The organism is Lonepinella sp. MS14435 (assembly GCF_042485795.1).
GTDB lineage: Bacteria > Pseudomonadota > Gammaproteobacteria > Enterobacterales > Pasteurellaceae > Lonepinella.
In genome coordinates this window covers 2154621-2179130 of the sequence record NZ_CP169368.1, presented here as the reverse complement: position 1 = coordinate 2179130, position 24510 = coordinate 2154621, and the positions used below count along the sequence as shown (strand labels likewise).

Sequence of the window (24510 nt, the reverse complement as noted above, 5' to 3'; positions counted from 1 at the left end):
TTAATTTGTTCTTTTGCTTAATTAACTTGTTCTTGTTGATTTTCTTGTACTCGATGATAATTGATAATGCTATTCATATAGCGGCGAATATTTTCCACATATTGAAAGGCTTCATAACCACGAGCATAACCATATTTTAAGTTGCTGTAATAACGTTTTTCGGCTAATAATGGTAGATTATTTTTTACATCTGACCAATTATCGGGATCACCACCTAAATTTTTAGTTAATCGGCGAATATCAAGCATGTGACCTAAGCCCATATTATAGCCTACTAGTGCATACCAAATACGATCTTCTTGTGGAATACTATCTGGCACTTGTGAAATTAGCCAATGTAAATATTCTGAACCGGCTTTAATGCTTTGTTCTGGATCGGTTCGATCCCTAATCTTCATACGTTCTGCGGTGGCTTTGGTTAGCATCATCATGCCACGTACGCCAGTAGGTGACGTAGCATCTTTATCCCAATGAGATTCTTGATAAGCAACGGCAGCCAATAATCGCCAGTCTAAATCACCCTGATATTTTTCGAAAAGTGCGGAGTATTTTGGTAAAATATTTTCAATGGCGTTGGTATAAGAACGCATATCCACATAATCGAATTTAGAAAAATGATTAAAGTATTTTTCTTCAATATGAGCAATTAAGCCATTTTCAATCGCCCCATTCATAAAGTCTAATAAGGCAGCTTGTAATTCATTATATGAGCTGTTAGGCAAATACCAATGCACCGTAGATTCGTCAGTAACATCAAAAGCCACCGCAATTTGCGGTCTGACTTGTTGAATAGCGGACACATCAATAGAATTTGCAATGGTATAGGCAATTTTTCCTTCCGCCACTTGTAATAATAATGCTTCTTGGCTTTGTTTGTTATCAATCGACCAACGTAATTTTGGAATGGTTTCTTTTTTTTCTTGTAAAATACTCTCTAATTCTGAACCACCAGCAATCACTACCTCATTTGAAAGTTGAGCAAGCGAACTCGGGCGTGGTTGACCTTTACGATAAACTAATTGCCAAGATGCAGAATAATAAGAAGGACCAATCTGGAAATTATCGGTTTTTTTACTTTGATAAAGTAAATTTGCCGCCGCAATATCGATTTCATTATTGTTTAACGCATCAAATAATGCTTCGCTGTTATCTAATGTCTTGATTTCTAATTGAACGCCGAGATAATCTGCAAAGGCTTTACTAAGTTCATACTCTAATCCTGTTTCGCCATTTGCATCAATAAAATAGGAAACCGGATTATTAATTGTGCCAACCACTAAAGTTTTGTTTTGTACAATCTTGGAATAATGGTTAGATTCAGATCGCATTATTTGTTGCCAAGGGAAAACCATATCAATCGCCCACAACAATAATGCGATACTTGTCACAATCCGTAAAAATAGTCCTTTCATTTAAGAATTAAAGTAGTTTAACGGGGACTTTGACAACAAGTTTTTTCAATTTTGCCACTTTACCATTGACATTAACGCAAGGCTTATGCGGTTCGTAAGGTAAAAAGACGACAAACATATTTGGACGCATGAGAATAGTATTTTTATCAGCAAATTCACTATCCGTCACTTGATAGTCATCATCGGCATGATATTCTTCATAGCGTGATAAATCAGGTGTGGCGATGCCATATTCAATGTTTTCTGCCCCTTCAATTAACAGTTGCACATCAATGTAGTCGTGGTGCAATTCAGCTTTTTTGCTTTCAGACGCACCCGTTTCTGGCGACATTACGTTCATATAAATTTCGTCAGTTAAATCGTGACGACCATTTTCTAATCCAGCTAAATTCAAAGTCTTTAAATGTTCGCACACATCGACGATCACTTTTGGTAAGCCACGAGCGTAGTCTGCATTAGTTAAATTGCCAGTAAACATTATGATTCTCCTTAATAGATAAAATAGTTATTTTTTCACCGCACTTTATGTGCATTACGGAAATAATACTACAATCGTTGATAAATTTGCTAAAAAATTCTACGAATAATTCAGAATATTTTTGAAAAACTAGACTTACATCACAGTTTTGCATATAATCACCGCACTTCTCTGATTGCCCCCTTAGCTCAGTCGGTTAGAGCAGGCGACTCATAATCGCTTGGTCACTGGTTCAAGTCCGGTAGGGGGCACCAAAAATTTCCTATCCTTTCAATCCTGTGTTAAAATTTACCACTTTAATATAACATAGAAAATACATAATGAATTTAACCGATTTTTTAATCAATAAATTAGATGATTTGAAAGCGACTGATATTCAAACCATTGATGTGAGAAAGAAATCATCTATTACTGATGAGATGATTATTTGCACGGGAACATCTAGTCGCCATGTCGCTTCCTTAGCTCAAAAACTGATTGATGAAAGCAAACAAGCTGGCTTTGAAACCTTTGGTGAAGAGGGCAAAGCCACTGCTGATTGGGTTGTGGTAGATTTTGGACAAGCTATTGTGCATATTATGCAAGCGGATAGCCGTGAGCTTTATCAACTTGAGAAACTTTGGGCTTAACTTCCTAAAATTAAGCAAAAATTGACCGCACTTTTATGAAAATACAACTGATCGCTGTAGGAACAAAAATGCCAGACTGGGTAAAAACAGGCTTTGAAGAATATCAACGTCGTTTTCCGAAAGATATGCCATTTGAATTGGTAGAGATTGTGGCGGGCAAGCGTGGTAAAAATGTGGATATTAAGCGTATTTTAGAGCAAGAGGGTAAATCAATGTTGGCGGCTTGCGGTAAGGGCAAAATTGTAACCTTAGATATTCCTGGGAAACCTTGGTCAACCACAGAGTTAGCACAGCAATTAGAAAGCTGGAAAAATGACGGTCGGGATATTTGCTTATTAATTGGTGGTCCTGAGGGATTATCACCAGAATGTAAAGCTGTGGCGGAGCAAAGTTGGTCATTATCACCGTTGACTTTGCCACATCCTTTAGTGCGTGTGGTGGTGGCGGAAAGCCTATATCGGGCTTGGTCACTTACTACCAATCACCCCTATCATCGTGAATAACAATTATGCACTGGTTAACTCAATTATTCTCGGCTTTATTTGCTAAACCACGTCACGAATCGATTCGAGATAATCGGCTGGAATCTAATTTATTTGTGCGGCGAGCATTGGTGGCATTCATAGGTACGCTTGTATTAACCATTGTGTTGCTGATAAATTTGTATCATTTACAAGTGGTAGATTATGAAAAATATCAAACACGTTCTAATGGTAATCGAATTAAATTATTACCAGTAGCACCTACTCGTGGTTTGATTTACGACCGTAATGGTATGTTATTGGCGGAAAATTTAACGTTCTTTGGTTTGTATATTGTGCCAGAAAAAGTCGAAAATTTAGACCGCACTTTTGAAGAATTGCGGATGATTGTAGGCTTAACCGATGAAGACATTGAGCAATTTAAGAAAGAACGCCGCCGTTCCACAAGATACACCTCCATTTTATTAAAACCGAATTTAAATGAAGAACAAATTGCTCGTTTTGCGGTAAATCAATATAACTATCCAAGTGCAGATATTCGCCCATATTTCAAACGTAATTATTTATATGGCGAAACGATGACCCATGTTTTAGGTTATGTGTCTAAGATTAATGATAAAGATGCGGAACGACTAAAAAAAGAAGAGAAAGATGTAAATTACTCTGGCACTACCGATATTGGTAAATTGGGTATTGAACGTTATTATGAAGATGAATTGCATGGTCAGGCTGGCTATGAGCAGGTTGAAATTAATAGCCAAGGCAGAGTTATTCGTAAACTAAGCGAGCAACAACCGATTGCTGGAAAAAGTATTCATCTCACGATTGATTTGCCCTTGCAACAATTTATTATGGATTTGTTAGCTAAACAGAAAGGCTCGGTAGTGGTGTTAGATCCAAAAGATAGCAGTATTTTGGCGATGGTGTCTAGCCCTAGTTATGATAATAATTTATTTGTCGGTGGTATTTCGGGGGCAGATTATAAACGTTTATTAGATGATGAAGATCGTCCATTGTATAGTCGTGCCACACAGGGGGCATATCCACCAGCTTCTACGGTCAAACCATTTGTAACGGTGGCAGCCTTAACGGAAGGGGTGATTACAACCAGTACCACTGTTTTTGACCCTGGGTATTGGATACTGCCAAATAGCACTAAAAGATTTCGTGACTGGAAGAAATCGGGGCATGGTAATACGGATTTACAAAAGGCGATTACTGAATCTTCCGATACGTATTTCTATCAAGTAGCGTATAAATTAGGTATTGATCGTTTATCTGAGTGGATGAAAAAATTTGGTTTTGGTATGCCGACAGGGGTGGATATTAAAGAAGAAACAGCTGCCATTATGCCAGATCGAGAATGGAAACAAAAACGCTATAAAAAATCTTGGGTAATTGGTGACACTATTCCAGTTGGGATTGGACAGGGATATTGGACAGCAACGCCATTACAATTAGCCAAAGCACTAGCTGTATTGGTTAATAATGGTCGAGTAAATACACCGCACTTAATGAAAGAAATTAATGGTTCAACAGTGGAACCTTATAAAGATCCATTATTGTATGAAGATATTCGTGAACCAGCAGAAAGTGCTTGGGCAGCGGCAAAACGTGGTATGTATGGGGTAGTTCATTCAGGTTCAGGAACTGGACGTAAAGCCTTTGCTGGTGCGGCTTATGATGTTGCTGGTAAATCAGGTACGGCACAGGTGTTTAGTTTGAAAGAAGGGCAAAAATATGATGCCCATAATCTGAAAAAATTCTTACATGATCATGCTTGGTTTATGGGTTATGCACCTTATGATAATCCAGAAGTGCTTGTTGCAGTGATCCTAGAAAATGCAGGTGGTGGTTCCAGTAATGCCGCACCGATTGTACGCCAAGTTATGGATTATTATTTATTGCAACGTTTACCTAAAATAAATCAACCGCTGCAACCAGTAAATACCGAGAGTGTAACAAACCCTGAAAGTGCGGTGCAAAATTCAACAGAAACGGAGAGTGCAGAATGAATGATAAACCTTCGTTAATCCCAAATTTATGGGGAAAATTACACCTTGATTTTTGGCTATTGATTGGTTTAATCGCAATCTCAGGTTATGGTTTATTAGTGCTTTACAGTGCATCTGGGGCAAGTGAAGTGATGTTTCAGAGTCGGGTGATTCAAGTAATTTTGGGCTTTGTGGTGATGTTTATTATGGCACAGTTACCACCTCGATTTTATCAACAAATTGCACCAATACTTTATATTGCTGGGGTGATTATGCTGGTATTAGTTGATTTAATCGGCACTACCAGTAAAGGGGCGCAACGTTGGTTGGATTTGGGCGTAGTTCGCTTTCAGCCATCAGAAATTGTTAAATTAGCGGTACCGCTTATGGTCGCCGTTTATTTAGGTAATCGCCAACAGCCGATTAATTGGAAAGAAACTTTAGTTGCTTTTCTGATGATTATGTTTCCCACTGTATTAGTGGCACTTCAGCCTGATTTAGGCACGGCTATCTTAGTCAGTGCCTCTGGTATTTTTGTGGTATTTTTAGCCGGCATGAGCTGGTGGATTATTCTTGCCGCAGTTGTTGGACTGGCTGCTTTTATTCCGATCATGTGGTTTTATTTGATGCATGATTACCAGCGTACTAGAGTATTGACTTTGTTCGATCCTGAAAAAGATCCTCTGGGTGCAGGGTATCATATTTTACAATCGAAAATTGCCATTGGTTCTGGAGGAATCTGGGGGAAAGGCTGGATGGCAGGCACACAATCTCAGTTGGAATTTTTACCTGAACCGCACACGGATTTTATTTTTGCAGTATTAAGTGAAGAACATGGTTTAATTGGCGTATTAATTCTATTGGCAATTTATTTTTTTATTATTAGCCGTGGATTATTCATGGGGACACAAGCAAAAAATGCCTTTGGGCGTATTTTGACTGGAGCCACCTTTTTGATTTTCTTTGTGTATATTTTTGTGAATATTGGTATGGTCAGTGGTATTTTACCTGTTGTAGGTGTGCCGTTACCCCTTGTTAGTTACGGTGGAACATCGTTTGTGGCATTAATGGCAGGCTTTGGTTTAGTCATGTCAATTCATACTCACAAAACAAAAAGTCTTTATGGTGAAGGGAACTAAATACCTATTGGATGACTCTATATAAAATGGTATTTATCGAATTTGGAAAATTTATGAATAAATTTAAGTTATTATTAGCAATCTTTTTAACTGTGTTTTTGACGGCTTGTACCTCGTCTGCTCAAGCAATAAGAATCAAGCATTTTAATCCCAATAAATCGTATCAGGCTATTGAGAAAGATATTTATGTAGTAAATGATAGAAAATATACTACCAATTTATCTTCTAGTCCTTATCATTATGAGAAAACGGGTCAAGCGAGCTATTACCATAAAAAATTTAATGGTCGTCAAACTGCCAGTGGCGACATTTATGATGATGCTAAATTTACCGCCGCACACCGAACTTTACCCATCGGAACCTATGTGTTGGTGACTAATTTAAGAAATAATCGTAAGGTCGTGGTGAGAATTAATGACCGAGGACCTTTTGCTAAATCAAGAATTATTGATTTATCTAAAATCGCCGCAGCACAAATTGGTATGATTGCTTCGGGGACAGCTAATGTAAAAGTAGAAAAACTACATCTTATTCGTAATTAAGTATTGAAGGATTATTGGAATGTTAAAAAATTCACTTAGAAAAACCAAAATTGTCTTGGCTTCAGGTTTATTATCGTTATCATTTGCTAGTTTAGCAGATTTTGATTTTGGTATTACACCGCCTCAAATCAACGCTCAAACTTATATTTTAATGGATTATAATTCGGGGACAGTATTAGCCACTTTGAATCCAGATCAGCGTCAATATCCAGCATCATTAACCAAGATGATGACGAGTTATGTGGTTGGTACGGCTATTAAGCAAGGCAAAATTAGCCCAACAGATATGGTAACGATTGGCGAAAGTTCATGGGGTAAAAATTTCCCTGATTCATCAAAAATGTTCTTAAATTTAAATCAACAAGTTTCTGTGGCAGATTTAAACCGTGGAATTATTGTAGTTTCAGGCAATGATGCTTGTGTTGCAATAGCGGAATATGTGGCAGGTACAACAGATAAATTTATTGAAATGATGAATCAATATGGAGAAAAGTTTGGCTTAAAAAATACGCATTTCACCACGCCACATGGTTTAGATGATCCAAATCAGTATTCATCAGCCAGAGATATGGCGATTATTGGTTCCCATATTATTCGTGATTTACCCGAAGAATATAAAATTTACGCCGAAAAAGACTTCACTTTTAATAAAATTAAACAACCAAATCGTAATGGCTTGTTGTGGGATAAAACCATCAATGTTGATGGTATGAAAACAGGGCATACCGATCAGGCTGGCTATAATCTAGTTGCATCTGCAACGAATAATGGTGACATGAGATTAATTTCTGTGGTAATGGGCGTGCCAACTTATAAAGGTCGTGAAGTTGAGAGCAAGAAATTATTACAATGGGGTTTTAATAGTTTTGAAACCATTAAAACCTTGCAAGCTGGTAAAGCTATTGAAGAAAAAAGCGTTTACTATGGTGATGAAAATAAAGTGCCAGTAGGTGTATTACAAGACGGCTTTATTATTATCCCGAAAGGTCGCCAAACGGATTTAAAAGTCCGTGTGGAATATGACAACAAAGAACTTGAAGCCCCATTAGCGAAAGGGAAAAATGTGGGTAGAGTGATTTATCAATTAGACGGTAAAGATGTAGCAACTATCAATGTTCAGGTGATGCAAGATGTTGCTGAAGCTGGGATCTTTGGACGAGCTTGGGATTGGCTGATTTTAACGATCAAAGGTTTGTTTTAAATAATAAAATAAGAAAAATTTGAGAAAAATATACCGCACTTTAGAAAAAGTGCGGTGCTTTTTTGCAAATTTAAGGAAAAATATGACAGAGATTAACGTAAAAGAAATTAATTTAGCCGATATTCCGCAACAACAATTAAAAGATCTTCTTGATTTTCCTTGTCCATTCACTTTTAAAGTAGTCGGTAAGAATCGCCCTGATTTAATTGATGATGTGGTTGTTGTGACGCAAAAATATGCTAAAGGAGATTATAATCCTCGTGAACATATTAGTTCAAAAGGCACATATAATTCCGTTTCCATTGATATTATTGCGGAAAATATTGAGCAAGTAGAAATTCTTTATATTGAATTGGCTAAAATTGATGGTGTAAGAATGGTACTGTAAATTCACTGAGGAAAAAGGATGAATCTTCCATTAATTGTTCGTCAACTCGGCATACAAGATTATCAAGATGTTTGGCATAAAATGCAGGAATTTACTGATCAACGTAATGAACATACGCCAGATGAAATTTGGCTAGTGCAACATAACTCGGTATTTACTCAAGGTCAGGCAGGCAAACCAGAACATTTATTGCAAGCGAGTCAAATTCCCGTGGTGCAATCAGATCGAGGGGGGCAAATTACCTATCACGGACTTGGGCAACAGGTCATGTATGTGTTAATTGATATTAAACGTCACAAAGCAGAAGGGCGAGATCTTAATGTGCGTCATTTAGTCACTGCCTTGGAACAATCTGTGGTGAAAACCTTAGCAAACTATGGCGTACAATCTTACCCGAAAGCAGATGCCCCTGGTGTATATGTGGATTGTAACGGTACTGAAAAAAAAATCTGTTCACTTGGTTTGCGAATTCGTAAAGGTTGCTCATTTCATGGTTTGGCATTAAATATTAACATGGATTTGCAACCGTTCCATTATATTAATCCTTGCGGTTATGTAGGCTTAGAAATGTGCCAACTAGCAGATTTTATTGAGCCTACCGATGCTGTCTGTGAAAAAGTTGCACCAAAATTAGTTTCACACTTTAGCGAAATTTTAGGCTATAATATGCAACAAAATTTTAACAATTAAACTTTTGTTTAAAATAGATGATAGGATAGTAAATGGGTACTCCGTTTAAAATGGAACGTGGCGTTAAATACCGTGATGCGGCTAAAACGTCCATTATTCAGGTCAAAAATATCGATCCCGATCAGGAATTATTAAAAAAACCTGCATGGATGAAGATTAAATTGCCAGCCAACTCAGCTAAAATTGATAGTATTAAAAACGGTATGCGTCGTCACGGGTTACACTCTGTTTGTGAAGAAGCGTCTTGCCCGAATTTACACGAATGTTTTAACCATGGTACTGCTACTTTTATGATTATGGGGGCAATCTGTACTCGCCGTTGTCCATTCTGTGATGTGGCTCATGGTAAACCGTTGCCATTAGATCCTGATGAACCACGGAAAGTGGCGGAAACAGTGCAAGATATGAAATTAAAATATGTGGTGATTACCTCAGTGGATCGTGATGATTTAACTGACCGTGGTGCCGCTCATTTTTCGGCTACCGTGCGTGAAATTCGTGCATTAAATCCAAATACCAAAATTGAGATTCTAGTACCAGATTTTCGCGGTCGTATTGAACAAGCGATTGAGATTTTGAAAGAAAATCCACCTGATGTGTTTAACCATAATTTGGAAAATGTACCACGTCTATACCGTGAAATTCGCCCTGGGGCAGATTATGACTGGTCATTAAAATTGTTACAAGGATTTAAACAGGTTTTCCCTGACATTCCAACTAAATCAGGCTTAATGGTAGGATTAGGTGAAACCAACGAAGAAATCTTAGAGGTGATGCAAGATTTACGTAAACACGGCGTGACCATGTTGACATTGGGGCAATATTTACAACCAAGTCGTCATCATTTACCTGTTGCTCGTTACGTGCCTCCAGTTGAGTTTGACGAACTGCGTGAAAAAGCCGAAGCTATGGGCTTTGAACATGCAGCTTGCGGACCTTTTGTGCGTTCATCTTATCATGCCGATTTACAGGCAAGTGGTGGGGTTGTGAAATAATCTTATAGGATTGGATTAGACTAAAGTGCGGTGAAAAATTAAGACTTTTTCACCGCATTTCTACTATTTTAAATTATGTTTTAACGAATGATGTACCACTGACACATTTTTATCTTTCTTTTTAAAATAATTGCCAATTTGCTCTGCAATATACACTGAACGGTGTTTTCCCCCAGTACAACCAACGGCAATGGTCAAATAACTACGGTTATTTTTTTCTAACATTGGTAACCAAGTTTCAATAAAATGACGTGTTTGATAGACAAAATTATGCACTTCGGTATGGCGTTTTAAGAAATCAATGACTGGTTGATCTAATCCTGTCATTGCACGTAATGCAGGATCCCAGTGTGGATTCGGCAGAAAACGTACATCAAATACATAATCAGCATCAAGCGGAATACCATATTTAAAACCAAAGGATTCCACTACAATTTTGAGTTCTTTATTATTTTGACCTCGCAAGAAATTACGTAAATTTTCGGCAAGTTCGTGAGTCGATAATTCCGTGGTATCAATGATAATATTGGCTTGTTGGTACAATGGCTCAAGGTAGTCACGCTCCGCATTAATTGCCACTTCAAGCGAGATATCTTTGACCGAAGAAAGTGGATGCGGGCGGCGAGAGTCACTATAACGTCTAATTAATACATCTTGATTTGCATCAAGAAAAATAATTTTAACTTGATGCTGTTCTGATAGCAGGTTAATCATCTGTTCTAATGATTCTGCAGAGTCAGGTAAATTACGGATATCTACACTGACCGCAGCAAGCTGCTGGTTTTTTGAGAGAATTTGTGCCAGTTGGGGAAGTAACTCAATGGGTAAATTATCTACACAGTAGTAACCAATATCTTCTAAAGCACGCAAGGCGACTGATTTCCCTGCACCTGAGCGTCCGCTCACAATAATCAATTCCATAATTTTTCTCAATAATGTGGTTACTTTGGTAAATCCAAATCTTCGGGGTCTTTATTATCAAGTTGCTGAAAAATTTGCCAAATTTCTTCCGCACTTTGTGCTGATCTGAGCTGCTTATCAAGAGTTTTATCTTTCAATTTTTCGCTTAATTCAACCAAAATCGGGGTATAAGTTTGACAGAGTTGCTCTGGAATAATAATCGCTAGGATTAAATCCACTTCTCGTTTATCGGCGGCTTCATAATCAATCGGGGTACTTAATTGTAGAAATACCGCAAGTACTTTCTCTCCCTTAGGCAAGCGAGCCCGTGGCATCGCAATACCATTACCAATCGCAGTAGAACCTAATTTTTCGCGATTAAAGAGATATTCAAAGCATTCGATTTCATCAAATCCCTCTATTTCAGCTTGTTTAGCTAATATATCAGAAGCGATTTCAAAGGCTATTTTCTTACTTGAACAGATTACGCCTTGGCGAATATTCTCAGGAGTTAAAAGTGCGGTGAATTTTGTCATTTTTTTCTTCTTTATAATTTAAATTCTTCACCAAGATAAACACGTTTAACCTGTTCATTATTCATGACTTCGCTTGGTGTGCCTGTGGCAATCATATGTCCTGCACTCACAATATAAGCTCGTTCGCATACATCAAGGGTTTCACGCACATTATGGTCAGTGATTAACACGCCTAGACCACGGTTGCGTAAATCGGTGATGATTTTTTTGATGTCGATAACTGAAATTGGGTCAACCCCAGCAAAGGGTTCATCTAACAAAATAAATTTCGGGTTAGCGGCTAAAGCACGTGCGATTTCCACACGGCGACGTTCACCACCAGAAAGTGATTGTCCTAAATTATCACGAATATGCCCGATATTAAATTCATCAATTAATTCATCAGCTCTTGCTTGACGTTGAGCTGCATTTAAATCCTTACGAATTTCTAGTACCGCCATTAAATTATCATACACCGTCAAACGGCGAAAAATAGAGGCTTCTTGAGGTAAATAACCAATCCCTTTTTGAGCTCGATTGTGCATAGGCAGCAAACTAATATCTTCACCATCAATGGTGATTTTACCCTGATCGTGACGAACCAATCCCACCACCATATAAAAGGATGTGGTTTTACCTGCACCGTTTGGTCCGAGTAATCCCACAATTTCATTTGATTGCACGGTAAAACTGACATCAGAAACCACTTTACGGTTTTTATAGCTTTTTGCTAGGTTTTCAGCATATAAAACAGACATATTAAGCGACCTTATTTTTTCTTTTTATTATCATTTAATTGATTTGGAATTAATACGGTTTTAACACGAGTTCCACTGGAACCATTGGCTTTAAGCTGTTGTTTTTTAACATCATAAGTAATACGTTCACCATTGATTTTGCTATCTAATTGTTTTAACTCAGCATTACCTGTTAAGGTTAAAAATTCAGTGCCTAAATCATAATGGACTTTATTCGCCTGACCATCAACAGGCTTGCCAGTGTCTAACATTTGGTGAAAACTGACAGGATGACCAAAGGCTTCCACCGTTTCTTTTTTACCTGAATTTTCGGCAGGGCGAGTGATCGTCACTTTATTCGCTTTAATTAAAATTGAACCTTGTGTAATGACCACATTATCAGTAAAGGTAACAACGTTATGTTCCATATCTAAAGATTGATTGCCTGATGTAATGCTAATCGGTTGGTTTGTATCATCTTTTAAGGCAAATGCAGAAACTGACATCAGCATTATTGATGTTAATAAAATAATTTTATTGTGCATTTTGAGTTTTATCATTTGGCTTGCTAATTTCATAGTGAGTTTTCACCTGTTCTTTCAATGTTGCGACTTGTTGCTGTAGATTGCCTGTTAATTTCAGTCCTGTTGAGCTAAAATTTAAGCCGTTAATTTTCACTTGTGTATTGGAACTAATGTCTTGCGTGGTTAAATTTACTACCGCACTTTCTGTTTCAATACGTTGTAATTTAGACAATGGCAGTAAACTTTCGCCTAATACATTACCCTCTAAATACAGCATATTGTCTTTGGTTAAGGTTGCCTTGTTAGCACTTAATTTCCAGCTTTCAGTTTGCTGTGTTTTTTCATTTTGAATATCAAATAAATATACTAGCGGTGTTTGAAAATCGGTATGTCCATCATATTCGTAATATTCTACTTTGCTAGAGGTTGCTACATATTGTTTAGCACCTGTCGGCGAGTAAACTACAGCACTCATTTGATTGCCGACATATTCGGGGCTTTCTTCTTTTTTGATTAAGTCAGTTAAATCGTTATCGGACTGATTTAATGAGTAAAACCAGCCTAATAAGATTAATGTTACAGTTGCCAGAATAGCTGTCCAACGAATAGTCATTTTTGTGCTTAAAATTAATATCGGGTTAAATTGATAAATTATAGCATAGTTTTACTAAATTTAATCGTTAGTTAGTTGAATAATTACGTTTACCAAAAATCGCCGTACCAATTCGCACCATAGTTGATCCACAAATAATAGCACTTTCCATATCACTAGTCATACCCATTGAGAGCGTGTCAATTTGTTGATTTGGAAAGGCTTTTTTGAGTTGTTCAAACAGTGCATACATCGCACTCAATGCCATTTTTTGTTGATCAATATTATCTGTCGGTGCTGGGATTGCCATTAATCCACGCAAACATAAGTGCGGTAAATTTTCGATGTGTTTTGCCAATGCCAACATTTTGTTAGGCTGAATACCCGATTTGCTATTTTCATCGCTAATATTAATTTGAATTAACACATTTAACGGTGCTTTTTCAACTGGGCGTTGTTGATTTAAACGATCGGCAATTTTGCTACGATCAAGCGTTTGCATCCAATCAAAATTTTCAGCCACTAGACGAGATTTATTTGATTGTAATGGACCGATAAAATGCCACTCTAAAGCAACCCCCTGAGCATTGAAATATTGAATCTTTTCAATACCTTCTTGCACATAATTTTCGCCAAATGCACGTTGCCCAGCATCTATTGCTTGTTGAATATCTGGTATGCTTTTGGTTTTTGATACGGCTAATAACTGCACTGAATTTGGCAGGCGATTAGCTTGTTGGCACGCTTGAGTGATGAGCTGATGAATATGGTTTAAATTATCTTGAATTTGCATTTTTGTCAGGGTTCAATAATCTTCAATTTAAAAATCCTATTTTAGCTGATTTCTAAAAAATAAGCATCAAGGATAATTTTTAGCATTATTTTTTATTTTCTATTTGACAATGCTATAAAATTTCGGTATTTCTAGCATCAGTTAAAAATTTCGGAAAAAAATAATGAAATTAAACCGCACTTTTACCATGATGATTATGACCACCACCATTATGACGATGAATGGGGCGGGTTAGTGCGTAATCGAATTCAACAGAACCCGCAACGACTAGAAAGTGCGGGTTTTTTTATATAATATTTTAAATATTCACAACATTAAGGAAACATTATGCGAGTACTCAAATTTGGTGGCACTTCTTTAGCCAACCCTGAACGTTTTTTACAAGCAGCAGAGCTTATTGAAAAAGCCCATTTAGAAGAACAGGCAGCAGGGGTTTTATCGGCACCTGCCAAAATCACCAACCACCTTGTCGCCATTTCAGAAAAAGCCAGTCTAAATCAACCAACCGAAGATCATTTTAGTGAAGCACTTGAGATTTTCTATAATATTATCAATGGATTGTATGCTAAAAATAATAAATTTGATTTAGCTGGCACAAAATCCTTAATTGATGCGGAATTTGCTCAAATTAAACAATTAGATACGGAAATCCGCCAAGCAGGTAAAGTAGATGATGCAGTGAAAGCAACCATTGATTGTCGTGGTGAGAAGTTATCTATTGCGATGATGAAAGCATGGTTTGAGGCTTGTGGTTATCAAGTTACGGTTATTGATCCCGTAGAAAAATTATTAGCACAAGGTTCTTATTTAGAAAGTAGTGTAGATATTGCAGAATCTACTCAACGTATCAATGCAAAATCCATTCCAAATAAAAATATCGTATTAATGGCAGGTTTTACCGCAGGAAATGAAAAAGGCGAACTCGTGCTGTTAGGACGTAATGGTTCAGATTATTCAGCGGCTTGTTTGGCAGCCTGTTTACATGCCAGTGTATGTGAAATTTGGACGGATGTAGATGGTGTATTTACTTGTGATCCTCGTTTAGTACCAGATGCTCGTTTATTACCAAGTTTATCTTATCGTGAAGCAATGGAGCTTTCCTATTTCGGTGCCAAAGTTATTCACCCACGTACTATTGGTCCTTTGGTTGAACCGCAAATTCCTTGTTTAATTAAGAATACAGGTAATCCTGAAGCTCCAGGTTCGGTGATTGATGGCAAAGAACGAGAAAGCCAAGGCTTACAGGTTAAAGGCATTACCAATCTTGATAATGTTGCGATGTTTAATGTATCTGGTGCAGGTATGCAAGGCATGGTAGGTATGGCAGCTCGAGTTTTTTCTAGTATGTCTAAAGCAGGGGTATCAGTGATTTTGATTACCCAATCTTCTTCGGAATATAGCATTAGCTTCTGTGTGCAAACTAAGGCGGTAGAGAAAGCCAAGGCGGCATTAAATGCTGAATTTGCCCCTGAACTTGCGACTAAAGCACTTGATCCTGTAGAGGTCATGGGGGATTTATCTATTATTTCCGTAGTGGGTGACGGTATGAAACAAGCCAAAGGGATTGCCGCACATTTCTTCTCCGCCTTAGCCAGTGCCAATATTAGTATTGTTGCCATTGCACAAGGTTCTTCAGAGCGTTCTATTTCAGCGGTGGTGCCATTAAATAAAGCGATCGAAGCAGTGCGAGCCACCCATCAAGCATTGTTTAACAATAAAAAAGTGGTGGATATGTTTTTAGTCGGCGTGGGTGGTGTCGGCGGTGAATTAATCGAACAAATTAAACGTCAACAGGAATATTTGGCAAAAAAGGACATTGAAATTCGAGTTTGTGCCTTAGCCAATTCGAATAAAATGTTGTTAGATGAAAATGGCTTGAATTTAGATAGCTGGAAAGAAGATTTAGCCAATGCCACCCAACCTTCTGATTTTGATGTGTTATTGTCTTTCATTAAATTACATCATGTGGTCAATCCTGTATTTGTGGATTGTACTTCATCAGATTCCGTCCCCGCTTTGTATGCTCGAGCATTAAAAGAGGGTTTCCATGTGGTGACACCAAATAAAAAAGCCAACACCAGAGAACTGGAATATTATAATTTATTACGTGAAAATTCTCGTGGCACGCAACGTAAATTCTTGTATGACACCAATGTGGGCGCCGGTTTGCCAGTGATTGAAAACTTGCAAAATCTGCTTGCGGCTGGCGATGATGTGGTAAAGTTTAACGGAATTTTATCCGGTTCATTGTCCTTTATTTTTGGTGAATTAGAAACGGGCAAAACTTTATCAGAAATCACCGCACTTGCTCGTGAAAAAGGTTTTACTGAACCTGATCCAAGAGATGATTTATCGGGGACTGATGTTGCTCGTAAGCTATTAATTTTAGCTCGTGAAATTGGTTTAAACCTTGAATTAGCCGATATTGAAGTGGACAGTGTGCTACCAAAAGGCTTTAGCGAAGGCAAAAATGTCGATGAATTTATGGCTATGTTACCGCAATTAGATGCGGAATTTGCAGAGCGAGTCGCAAAAGCCAAAGACGAGGGTAAAGTATTGCGTTATGTGGGTCAGATTGAAAATGGCAAATGTAAGGTGTCTATTGTCGCCGTGGACGGCGATGATCCTTTATATAAAGTGAAAAACGGTGAAAATGCGTTGGCGTTCTATACCCGCTATTATCAGCCAATTCCATTGTTATTACGTGGTTACGGAGCAGGTAATGCGGTGACTGCCGCAGGGATCTTTGCGGATATTTTAAGAACCTTAAAATCCTAAGGACAAACACAATGACGACATTACGAATTTATGCTCCAGCCTCCAGTGCCAATATCAATGTGGGCTTTGACACCCTCGGGGCGGCAATTTCACCGATTGATGGCTCATTGCTCGGTGATGTGGTGCAAATTGAAGACATTCCGCAAGGATTTGAGTTAGAAAGTGCGGGTTATTTTGTGCGAAAATTGCCAAAAGAGCCGCAAAAAAACATTGTGTATCAAGCCTATGTGTTATTCAGTGAACGCTTTAAATTGCGTGGTGGCAAAACCAAAGGCTTGCGTTTAACCTTGGAAAAAAATATGCCGATTGGCTCAGGGCTAGGATCCAGTGCTTGTTCCATTGTGGCAGCCTTGGTGGCGTTAAATAAATTCCATGATGAGCCGTTTTCCAAAATGGAATTATTGGAAATGATGGGCGAATTGGAGGGGCGAATTTCAGGCTCAATCCATTATGATAACGTGGCACCGTGCTATTTGGGTGGCGTGCAATTAATGGTGCAAAGTTTGGGCAATATTAGCCAAAAATTGCCGTTTTTTGACAGTTGGTATTGGGTGCTGGCGTACCCAGGCATTGAAGTATCCACTGCCGAAGCTCGAGCGATTTTGCCGAAAAGCTACACACGTCAAGATATGATCGCCCACGGTCGCCATTTAGGCAGCTTTGTCCACGCCTGCCACACGGGGCAAGATGTATTGGCAGCCTTAATGATGAAAGATGTCATCGCTGAGCCTTATCGTGCCGCCTTACTGCCAAATTTCGCCGAAGTGAAACAAGCCAGCCGAGATTTAGGGGCGTTAGTCAGTGGTATTTCAGGATCAGGACCGACAATGTTTAGCATTACCCCTGATCTTGCAACTGCCACCAAAGTGGTAAATTACCTTGAACATCATTATCTACAAAATAACGAGGGTTTTGTGCATATTTGCAAAGTGGATAATGCAGGGGCGAGAGAGTTAGGGTAAAATAATTTAACTTTGAAAGCCCCCTCAGTCCTGCGGACAGCTCCCCCCACAAGCAGGGGGAGCGTGATCTCTACGGAAATAAACCTGTTTACGGGGGGAAGTGCCTGAAAGGCGAAGGGGGGCAAAAGCAACAATTTAATCAAAACGGACAACAAATGAACCTATACAACATCAAACACCCAGACCAACAAGTCAACTTCGCCCAAGCCGTCCGTCAAGGCTTAGGTAAAGATCAGGGCTTATTTTTCCCTGCAACCATTCCGCAATTAAGCAATATTGACGAATTATTGGCGTTGCCTTTAGTAGAACGCAGCCAAAAAATTTTAAGGGCATTAATTGGTGATGAAATCCCAGCCGACAAACTCAATGCTATGGTGAAAAATGCCTTTACGTTCCCTGCTCCCGTGGTGAAAGTGGCGGAGAATATTTACGCTTTAGAATTATTCCACGGTCCAACATTAGCCTTTAAAGACTTCGGCGGTCGCTTTATGGCACAAGCCCTTGCTACTGTGCGGGGTGATGGCAAAATCACTATTTTAACCGCCACTTCAGGCGACACGGGTGCCGCCGTAGCACATGCTTTTTATGGTCTTGAAAACATTGAAGTGGTGATTCTTTATCCAAAAGGCAAGATCAGCCCGTTACAAGAAAAACTGTTCTGCACACTCGGTGGCAATATTCGCACTGTTGCGATTAATGCCGATTTCGATGCTTGCCAATCCCTTGTTAAACAAGCCTTTGATGATGAAGAACTCCGTCAAGCTATCGGCTTAAATTCGGCTAACTCGATTAATATCAGTCGATTACTGGCTCAAGTGTGCTACTATTTTGAAGCTGCAGCCCAGTTGAACACCGAACAACGCCAAAATTTAGTGGTGTCCGTGCCAAGTGGTAACTTCGGTAATTTAACCGCAGGCTTAATCGCTAAAACCTTAGGCTTGCCAATCAAACGCTTTATTGCCTCCACCAACGCCAACGACACGGTGCCACGTTACTTACAAACAGGCGAATGGCAACCCAATGCAACCGTGGCTACGCTATCTAATGCCATGGACGTAAGCCGACCAAACAACTGGCCACGAGTGGAAGAACTATTCAAACGCAACGGCTGGCAGTTAAGCGAATTAGGTTCAGGAGCATTAAATGACGCTGAAACGGAAACCGCACTGAAAGCCCAATACGCTCAAGGTTATTTGTGTGAACCACACGGTGCGATTGCTTACCAAGTGTTAAAAGATCAGTTGCAAGAGGGAGAAACGGGCTTATTCCTTTGCACCGCTCACCCAGCTAAATTTAAAGAAAGCGTAGAGCGAATTTTAGACATTGAATTACCCTTGCCAGAAGCCCTTGATAAACACAACAAATTGCCGTTATTGTCAGATGAAATGGACAATGATTTTGCCACTTTAAGAGCGTATTTGTTGAAATAATCAGATAAAGTGCGGTGAAAAAAAGCGAAAATTTTTAACCGCACTTTTTTTCATAAAGGAAGAAATGATGATAAAAGTTTACGGTATCAAAAACTGCGACACTGTGAAAAAAGCCTTAAAATGGCTTACCGATAATCATATTGAACATCAACTACACGACTATCGTGTGGACGGTTTAGCACCTGATTTTTTAGCTAAAGCAGAAAGCCAATTCGGTTGGCAAAATCTGGTTAATAAACGTAGCACCACGTGGCGAAATTTAGATGAAACGGTGAAAAAAAATCTTGAAAAAAACACCGCACTTCAAGTGCTTGCAGAACAACCTACGCTGATTAAACGTCCGATTATTTTGCAAGATGGCGTGGCGTTAATTGGGTTTGACCAAACTGAATATCAAAACGCGTTTAAATAAAATGAAAAACGACATTCTCTCTCTCGCTCAAAATCTTATTCGCCGTCCCTCTATCAGCCCAGACGATCAGGGGTGTCAACAGGTAATAGCAGAACGCCTTGAAAAATTAGGCTTTAGCATTGAATGGTTGCCCTTTAATGACACCTTAAATCTGTGGGCAAAACACGGCTCAACCGCTCCGATTGTTGCCTTTGCAGGGCATACCGATGTGGTGCCTGCTGGCGATGAAAGTCAATGGACGTATCCGCCTTTTGCCGCCGAAGTGGTGGGGGATATGCTGTATGGACGGGGGGCGGCGGATATGAAAGGGTCGCTGGCGGCGATGGTGGTCGCCGTAGAAGACTATGTCAAAGTTAACCCAAATCATCAAGGCACGATTGCATTGTTAATTACTTCTGATGAAGAAGCCACCGCCAAAGACGGTACCGTACGAGTGGTGGAAACCTTAATGGCTCGTGGTGAAAACATTGATTATTGCCTTGTAGGCGAGCCATCTAGCTCAAAAACGCTCGGTGATATTGTGAAAAATGGCAGACGGGGATCGATCACGGGCAATCTGTATATTCAAGGTATTCAAGGACACGTTGCCTATCCCCATTTAGCCGAAAACCCTGTGCATAAAGCCGTTCCTTTTTTACAGGAACTCACCACCTACCAATGGGATAACGGCAATGAATTTTTTCCACCCACCAGTTTGCAAATCGCCAATATTCAAGCCGGCACAGGCAGTAATAATGTGATCCCTGGCGAGCTTTTTGTGCAATTCAACTTACGCTATTGCACCGAAGTTACCGATGACAGCATTAAAAATAAAGTGGCTGAAATGTTGGCAAAATATGGATTAAAATATCGTATTGAGTGGAATCTGTCGGGAAAACCGTTTTTAACCAAACCGAATAAATTGGTGAAAGCGGTCGTTGAAGCCCTTGAAAAAATCGTCAACATTTCACCGCAATTAGACACTGGCGGTGGTACCTCCGATGCTCGTTTTATTGCCTTAATGGGGGGAGAAGTGGTGGAACTTGGACCGCTTAATGCCACGATTCATAAAGTCGATGAATGTGTGAGTGTAATGGATCTTGCAATATTGGGAAAGGTTTATAAAAGTATATTGGAAAAATTATTGTAGCAAATGACTACATATTTGCCTGCAAGATTAAACGTTGTTGTATAGCTACAGTGTGGCGTTACGTTACGTTCTTAACTATGTACGCAAATACAGATTAAAATAAAAATAAATATAGTGGTTTAATATCCAGTCTGATATAATTCACTCGCTAGCATGGGGCTAGAAACAGCAAACCCCACGCTGACGAGTGGGGCTTACAAAAAGGAACTGGATTATGCTCTTTCAACTCTTAATCCTAGTTATCTTGATTTTAATTAGCTTTTCAGTTTATTAAAACAGATAATTAAAAGCCCTAGCAGAGAATTGAGCCACTCTGCTAGGCAGTTCCTAAATAATAGCGTTATGTTTACTAAAAATCAAGACAAAAATATGAAATTAACCATTGATCAATTAACAGGTAAATCTCGCACGCATTTAGTGTCATTACCTTGTCCACATTCGCCAAACCATTTTTTGCAACCGCAGGCTGTGCAAGCCTTTCAAGGGTTACAACAAAGTGCAGTGCAAAATGGCTTTAATTTACAGCCAGCCAGTAGCTTTCGGGATTTTCAACGCCAGCAGTTAATTTGGAATGCGAAGTTTAATGGGGAGCGAAAAGTGCATGATGATCAAGGCAATGCCATTGATCTGAGCAGATTAGACGATTGGCAAAAAGCACAAGCGATCTTGCGTTGGTCAGCAATGCCAGGAGCAAGCCGTCATCATTGGGGAACGGAAATTGATTTTTTTGATCCTGATTTATTACCTGTCAATCAACCTTTGCAGCTTGAACCTTGGGAATATCAACAGGGGGGGTATTTTTTTGAATTAAGCCAATTTCTGCAAGAAAAATTACCGCACTTTGATTTCGCCCTACCTTTTATGCAATGCAATAAATATCTTAATGTTGGGCGTGAGCCTTGGCATATTAGTTATTTACCGTTAGCTGATATTGCTGAACAGCAACTTAATCCTGAGATTTTGTTGCAAGTTTGGCAAAATGAGCAAATTGCAGGAAAAATAACCCTAGAGAAAAATATAAATAAAGTTTTTAAGCAATTTTTGAGCTAAAATAAGCAACTTGAATCATTAAGGTTTATCGATCTCAAATAATTAAGGAAGTATAAAATGTCAGAAGAAAAAAGTTTCCCGTCCAGTAAAAGTAGAAATCGTAAAAAAGCGTTAGGTATTTTTCTGTTTATTTTAATTTTTATTGCGTTAGCGACAGGGTTGTATTGGTACTTTTTTCTTAAAGGCTATGAAAGTACGGAAGATGCTTATGTGAGCGGTAATCAGGTGATGATTTCCTCTCAAGTGAGTGGTAATGTTCAGCAAATTAATGTGGATAATATGGATTTTGTGCATCAAGGCGATGTGTTATTATCCTTAGATAACAGTGATTTACAGCTTGCTTTTGAACAAGCTCAAAGCAATCTAGCGAATGCGGTTCGTCAAATCTCGCAATTAACTTATACTGTAAAACAACTTACTGCATCGGTGCAAAGTAAAACGGTTAGCCTTGAGCAAGCTCGTGGTAATTTACACCGTCGTGAAAAATTAAATCAAACGCAATCTATTGATAAAGAAAGCTATTTGCATGCGAAAGAAGCTGTAGAATTGGCAAAAGTAGATTTAATTGCAACACAAAATCAATTAGCAGCTAATCAAGCGTTATTACTTGATGTGCCATTAGATCAGCAACCGAGCGTATTGGGAGCAGTGAGCCAGTTAAAACAGGCTTGGTTAAACTTACAACGTAGTAAAATTGTTAGCCCGATTGATGGTTATGTGGCACGTCGTAGTGTGCAAGTTGGGCAGAAAGTATCCGTGGGGTCGGCATTATTAGCGGTGGTTCCTGCGGAGCAGATGTGGATTGATGCTAATTTTAAAGAAACGCAGTTAAGAGATATGCGACTTGGTCAACCAGTCAAAGTAAAAGTGGATTTATACGGCGATAAAGTAGAATTTAATGGTACCGTAGTAGGTATTGATATGGGGACAGGCAGTGCATTTTCTTTATTACCAGCACAAAATGCCACAGGTAACTGGATTAAAGTGGTGCAACGTGTGCCAGTTCGTATTGCGTTGGAGCCTGAGCAGTTACAAAAATATCCATTGCGTATTGGTTTATCTTCGCACGTAATTGTGAATGTGCAACAAACAGACGGCGAAGTATTAGGTGTTAGCCGTGACAATACCTTGTATTCAACCTCAAGTCTTGTTTATGACCAAACTGCGGTGGAAAATTTAATTCATTCCATTATTTCGCAAAATATATATTAAGGCGGTTGGCTATGCAAAAACCAGTTCATGGGGTTGCACTTGCCATAATGACGATTGCTTTGGCATTGGCAACCTTTATGCAGGTATTAGACTCTACTATTGCCAATGTTGCGATTCCTACCATAGCTGGGGATTTAGGGGCATCAACTAGTCAAGGGACTTGGGTTATTACTTCTTTTGGGGTTGCCAATGCTATTGCGATTCCAATTACAGGCTGGCTGGCTAAACGTTTTGGCGAAGTGCGGTTATTTTTATTGGCAACGTTAGGTTTTGTGATTGCTTCTTGGTTATGTGGCATTTCACACAGCCTTGAAATGCTGATTCTATGCCGAATATTACAAGGTCTAGCGGCGGGTCCTATTGTTCCTCTTTCACAAAGTTTATTGCTAAATAATTATCCCCCTGAGAAACGTGGTATGGCATTGGCGTTTTGGTCAATGACGGTGGTGGTTGCCCCTATTTTTGGTCCAATTTTAGGCGGTTGGATCAGCGATAACTTACATTGGGGTTGGATCTTTTTTATTAATATTCCTATTGGGATAGCGGTTATTTTTATGACATGGAAAACCTTAGGGGATAGAGAAACACCAACAGAACATCGTCCAGTAGATTTAATCGGGTTAAGCCTATTAGTGTTAGGTGTGGGTTGTTTGCAGTTGATGTTAGACCAAGGTCGTGAACAAGACTGGTTTAATTCCACCGAAATTGTCGTGCTTACCATTGTATCTGCTATCGCTTTAATTGCTTTAGTGATTTGGTCGTTGACCGATGATAATCCCATTATAGATATTTCCCTGTTTCAAAAACGTAACTTTGTGATTGGTTGTTTATGTTCTAGTTTAGCCTTTTTAGTCTATCTTGGATCCGTTGTGCTGATTCCGTTGTTATTACAACAAGTTTATGGCTACACCGCCACTTGGGCAGGTTTAGCCGCAGCTCCAGTAGGGTTATTACCAATTTTTCTTTCGCCAATTATCGGACGATTTGGGCATCGACTTGATATGCGAGCATTGGTAACATTCAGCTTTATTATGTATGCCGTCACTTTCTATTGGCGAGCCGTTACCTTTGAAACGGCAAGTACTTTCTGGGATTTTGCTTTACCACAATTTGTGCAGGGTTTAGCGGTAGCTTGTTTCTTTATGCCGTTGACGACTATTACGTTATCAGGCTTACCACCACAAAAAATGGCATCAGCGTCCAGTTTATTTAACTTTTTACGGACATTAGCAGGTTCGGTGGGAACATCATTAACCACGTTCTTATGGTATCGCCGTGAAGCCATGCACCATACCAGATTAACGGAAATTATTACCCCTTATGATCTAAATTCCCAAATGTATTATCAACATTTAGGGCAAACAGGATTAAATGATACTCAAATTTCCAGTATGTTAGCCAGAACGATTACTGAACAAGGGTTTATTATTGGAGCAAATGAGATTTTTTGGTTGTCTTCAATTTTATTCTTAATTTTGGTGATAGTAGTCTGGTTTGCCAGACCACCATTTGGAGGAAGACATTAG

25 protein-coding genes and 1 tRNA gene are annotated in these 24510 nt (G+C 39.0%); 18 read left to right on the top strand and 8 right to left on the bottom strand.

What is annotated here, in order from left to right:
- Positions 1-17: 17 nt before the first annotated feature.
- Complete coding sequence (gene mltF, locus O1Q80_RS10320) at positions 18-1412, bottom strand: membrane-bound lytic murein transglycosylase MltF (protein ID WP_386687611.1); 1395 nt, start codon at positions 1410-1412, stop codon at positions 18-20.
- Between the two features lie 7 nt (positions 1413-1419).
- Positions 1420-1890 carry an N-acetylneuraminate anomerase gene (gene nanQ, locus O1Q80_RS10315; RefSeq protein ID WP_386687609.1) on the bottom strand — a complete coding sequence of 157 codons (471 nt, stop codon included), beginning with the start codon at positions 1888-1890 and terminating at the stop codon, positions 1420-1422.
- Between the two features lie 177 nt (positions 1891-2067).
- Here nanQ and O1Q80_RS10310 point away from each other — a divergent pair.
- From O1Q80_RS10310 to lipA, 10 genes are all read left to right on the top strand, one after another.
- Positions 2068-2144 (top strand) — tRNA-Ile (locus tag O1Q80_RS10310).
- Between the two features lie 66 nt (positions 2145-2210).
- Positions 2211-2519 (top strand): ribosome silencing factor, encoded by a 309-nt coding sequence (gene rsfS, locus O1Q80_RS10305; RefSeq protein WP_386694898.1) that lies wholly within the window; start codon positions 2211-2213, stop codon positions 2517-2519.
- A 35-nt stretch (positions 2520-2554) separates the two neighbouring features.
- On the top strand, positions 2555-3022 hold the full coding sequence (gene rlmH / locus O1Q80_RS10300) for a 23S rRNA (pseudouridine(1915)-N(3))-methyltransferase RlmH (RefSeq protein ID WP_386694896.1): 468 nt from the start codon (positions 2555-2557) through the stop codon (positions 3020-3022).
- A gap of 5 nt (positions 3023-3027) precedes the next feature.
- Positions 3028-5016, top strand: coding sequence for a penicillin-binding protein 2 (gene mrdA / locus O1Q80_RS10295; RefSeq protein ID WP_386694894.1), 1989 nt, complete (start codon positions 3028-3030; stop codon positions 5014-5016).
- Positions 5013-6134, top strand: coding sequence for a rod shape-determining protein RodA (rodA, locus tag O1Q80_RS10290; protein ID WP_386694893.1), 1122 nt, complete (start codon positions 5013-5015; stop codon positions 6132-6134). The genes mrdA and rodA overlap by 4 nt, the downstream gene beginning before the upstream one ends.
- Positions 6135-6187: 53 nt before the next feature.
- Complete coding sequence (locus O1Q80_RS10285) at positions 6188-6676, top strand: septal ring lytic transglycosylase RlpA family protein (RefSeq protein WP_386687594.1); 489 nt, start codon at positions 6188-6190, stop codon at positions 6674-6676.
- Positions 6677-6695: 19 nt separating this feature from the next.
- Entirely contained in the window at positions 6696-7877 is a 1182-nt protein-coding gene (locus tag O1Q80_RS10280; protein ID WP_386687592.1) for a serine hydrolase, read from the top strand.
- 82 nt (positions 7878-7959) lie between these two features.
- Entirely contained in the window at positions 7960-8265 is a 306-nt protein-coding gene (ybeD, locus tag O1Q80_RS10275) for a DUF493 family protein YbeD (RefSeq protein ID WP_386687590.1), read from the top strand.
- A gap of 18 nt (positions 8266-8283) precedes the next feature.
- Positions 8284-8955 carry a lipoyl(octanoyl) transferase LipB gene (lipB, locus tag O1Q80_RS10270; RefSeq protein WP_386687588.1) on the top strand — a complete coding sequence of 224 codons (672 nt, stop codon included), beginning with the start codon at positions 8284-8286 and terminating at the stop codon, positions 8953-8955.
- A gap of 32 nt (positions 8956-8987) precedes the next feature.
- Positions 8988-9950, top strand: a complete 963-nt coding sequence (gene lipA / locus O1Q80_RS10265; protein ID WP_386694891.1) for a lipoyl synthase — start codon at positions 8988-8990, stop codon at positions 9948-9950.
- Positions 9951-10013: 63 nt separating this feature from the next.
- Here the strand turns inward: lipA and rapZ are convergent, their stop codons facing one another.
- The 6 genes from rapZ to O1Q80_RS10235 all read right to left on the bottom strand — a co-directional run bounded on the left by rapZ (position 10014) and on the right by O1Q80_RS10235 (position 14011).
- The gene (gene rapZ, locus O1Q80_RS10260) at positions 10014-10871 is read right to left on the bottom strand and encodes an RNase adapter RapZ (RefSeq protein ID WP_386687584.1); all 858 of its coding nucleotides are present in this window, start codon (positions 10869-10871) and stop codon (positions 10014-10016) included.
- A gap of 20 nt (positions 10872-10891) precedes the next feature.
- Positions 10892-11386: a PTS IIA-like nitrogen regulatory protein PtsN gene (ptsN, locus tag O1Q80_RS10255; RefSeq protein WP_386694889.1), complete on the bottom strand. Its 495-nt coding sequence runs from the start codon at positions 11384-11386 to the stop codon at positions 10892-10894.
- A gap of 11 nt (positions 11387-11397) precedes the next feature.
- Entirely contained in the window at positions 11398-12123 is a 726-nt protein-coding gene (gene lptB, locus O1Q80_RS10250; protein ID WP_386687580.1) for an LPS export ABC transporter ATP-binding protein, read from the bottom strand.
- A gap of 11 nt (positions 12124-12134) precedes the next feature.
- Complete coding sequence (lptA, locus tag O1Q80_RS10245; protein ID WP_386690292.1) at positions 12135-12659, bottom strand: lipopolysaccharide transport periplasmic protein LptA; 525 nt, start codon at positions 12657-12659, stop codon at positions 12135-12137.
- On the bottom strand, positions 12637-13239 hold the full coding sequence (gene lptC, locus O1Q80_RS10240) for an LPS export ABC transporter periplasmic protein LptC (protein WP_386687578.1): 603 nt from the start codon (positions 13237-13239) through the stop codon (positions 12637-12639). Before lptC ends, lptA begins: the two co-directional genes overlap by 23 nt.
- Positions 13240-13306: 67 nt before the next feature.
- The gene (locus O1Q80_RS10235; protein WP_386694887.1) at positions 13307-14011 is read right to left on the bottom strand and encodes a YggS family pyridoxal phosphate-dependent enzyme; all 705 of its coding nucleotides are present in this window, start codon (positions 14009-14011) and stop codon (positions 13307-13309) included.
- A 327-nt stretch (positions 14012-14338) separates the two neighbouring features.
- Between O1Q80_RS10235 and thrA the strand changes: the two genes are divergently transcribed.
- The 8 genes from thrA (at position 14339) to O1Q80_RS10195 (ending at position 24510) form a co-directional block, all read left to right on the top strand.
- A complete protein-coding gene (gene thrA, locus O1Q80_RS10230) occupies positions 14339-16789 on the top strand; it encodes a bifunctional aspartate kinase/homoserine dehydrogenase I (protein ID WP_386694885.1) in 2451 nt (816 codons plus the stop codon).
- 11 nt (positions 16790-16800) lie between these two features.
- Positions 16801-17751, top strand: coding sequence for a homoserine kinase (gene thrB / locus O1Q80_RS10225; RefSeq protein ID WP_386694883.1), 951 nt, complete (start codon positions 16801-16803; stop codon positions 17749-17751).
- A gap of 155 nt (positions 17752-17906) precedes the next feature.
- Complete coding sequence (thrC, locus tag O1Q80_RS10220; protein ID WP_386694881.1) at positions 17907-19181, top strand: threonine synthase; 1275 nt, start codon at positions 17907-17909, stop codon at positions 19179-19181.
- Between the two features lie 67 nt (positions 19182-19248).
- Complete coding sequence (locus O1Q80_RS10215) at positions 19249-19593, top strand: ArsC family reductase (RefSeq protein WP_386687569.1); 345 nt, start codon at positions 19249-19251, stop codon at positions 19591-19593.
- 1 nt (position 19594) lies between these two features.
- Positions 19595-20722 (top strand): succinyl-diaminopimelate desuccinylase, encoded by a 1128-nt coding sequence (dapE, locus tag O1Q80_RS10210; protein WP_386694880.1) that lies wholly within the window; start codon positions 19595-19597, stop codon positions 20720-20722.
- A gap of 369 nt (positions 20723-21091) precedes the next feature.
- Positions 21092-21772, top strand: coding sequence for a M15 family metallopeptidase (locus O1Q80_RS10205; protein WP_386687564.1), 681 nt, complete (start codon positions 21092-21094; stop codon positions 21770-21772).
- Between the two features lie 57 nt (positions 21773-21829).
- Positions 21830-22984 (top strand): EmrA/EmrK family multidrug efflux transporter periplasmic adaptor subunit, encoded by a 1155-nt coding sequence (locus tag O1Q80_RS10200; protein WP_386694878.1) that lies wholly within the window; start codon positions 21830-21832, stop codon positions 22982-22984.
- Between the two features lie 11 nt (positions 22985-22995).
- Complete coding sequence (locus tag O1Q80_RS10195) at positions 22996-24510, top strand: DHA2 family efflux MFS transporter permease subunit (RefSeq protein WP_386691333.1); 1515 nt, start codon at positions 22996-22998, stop codon at positions 24508-24510.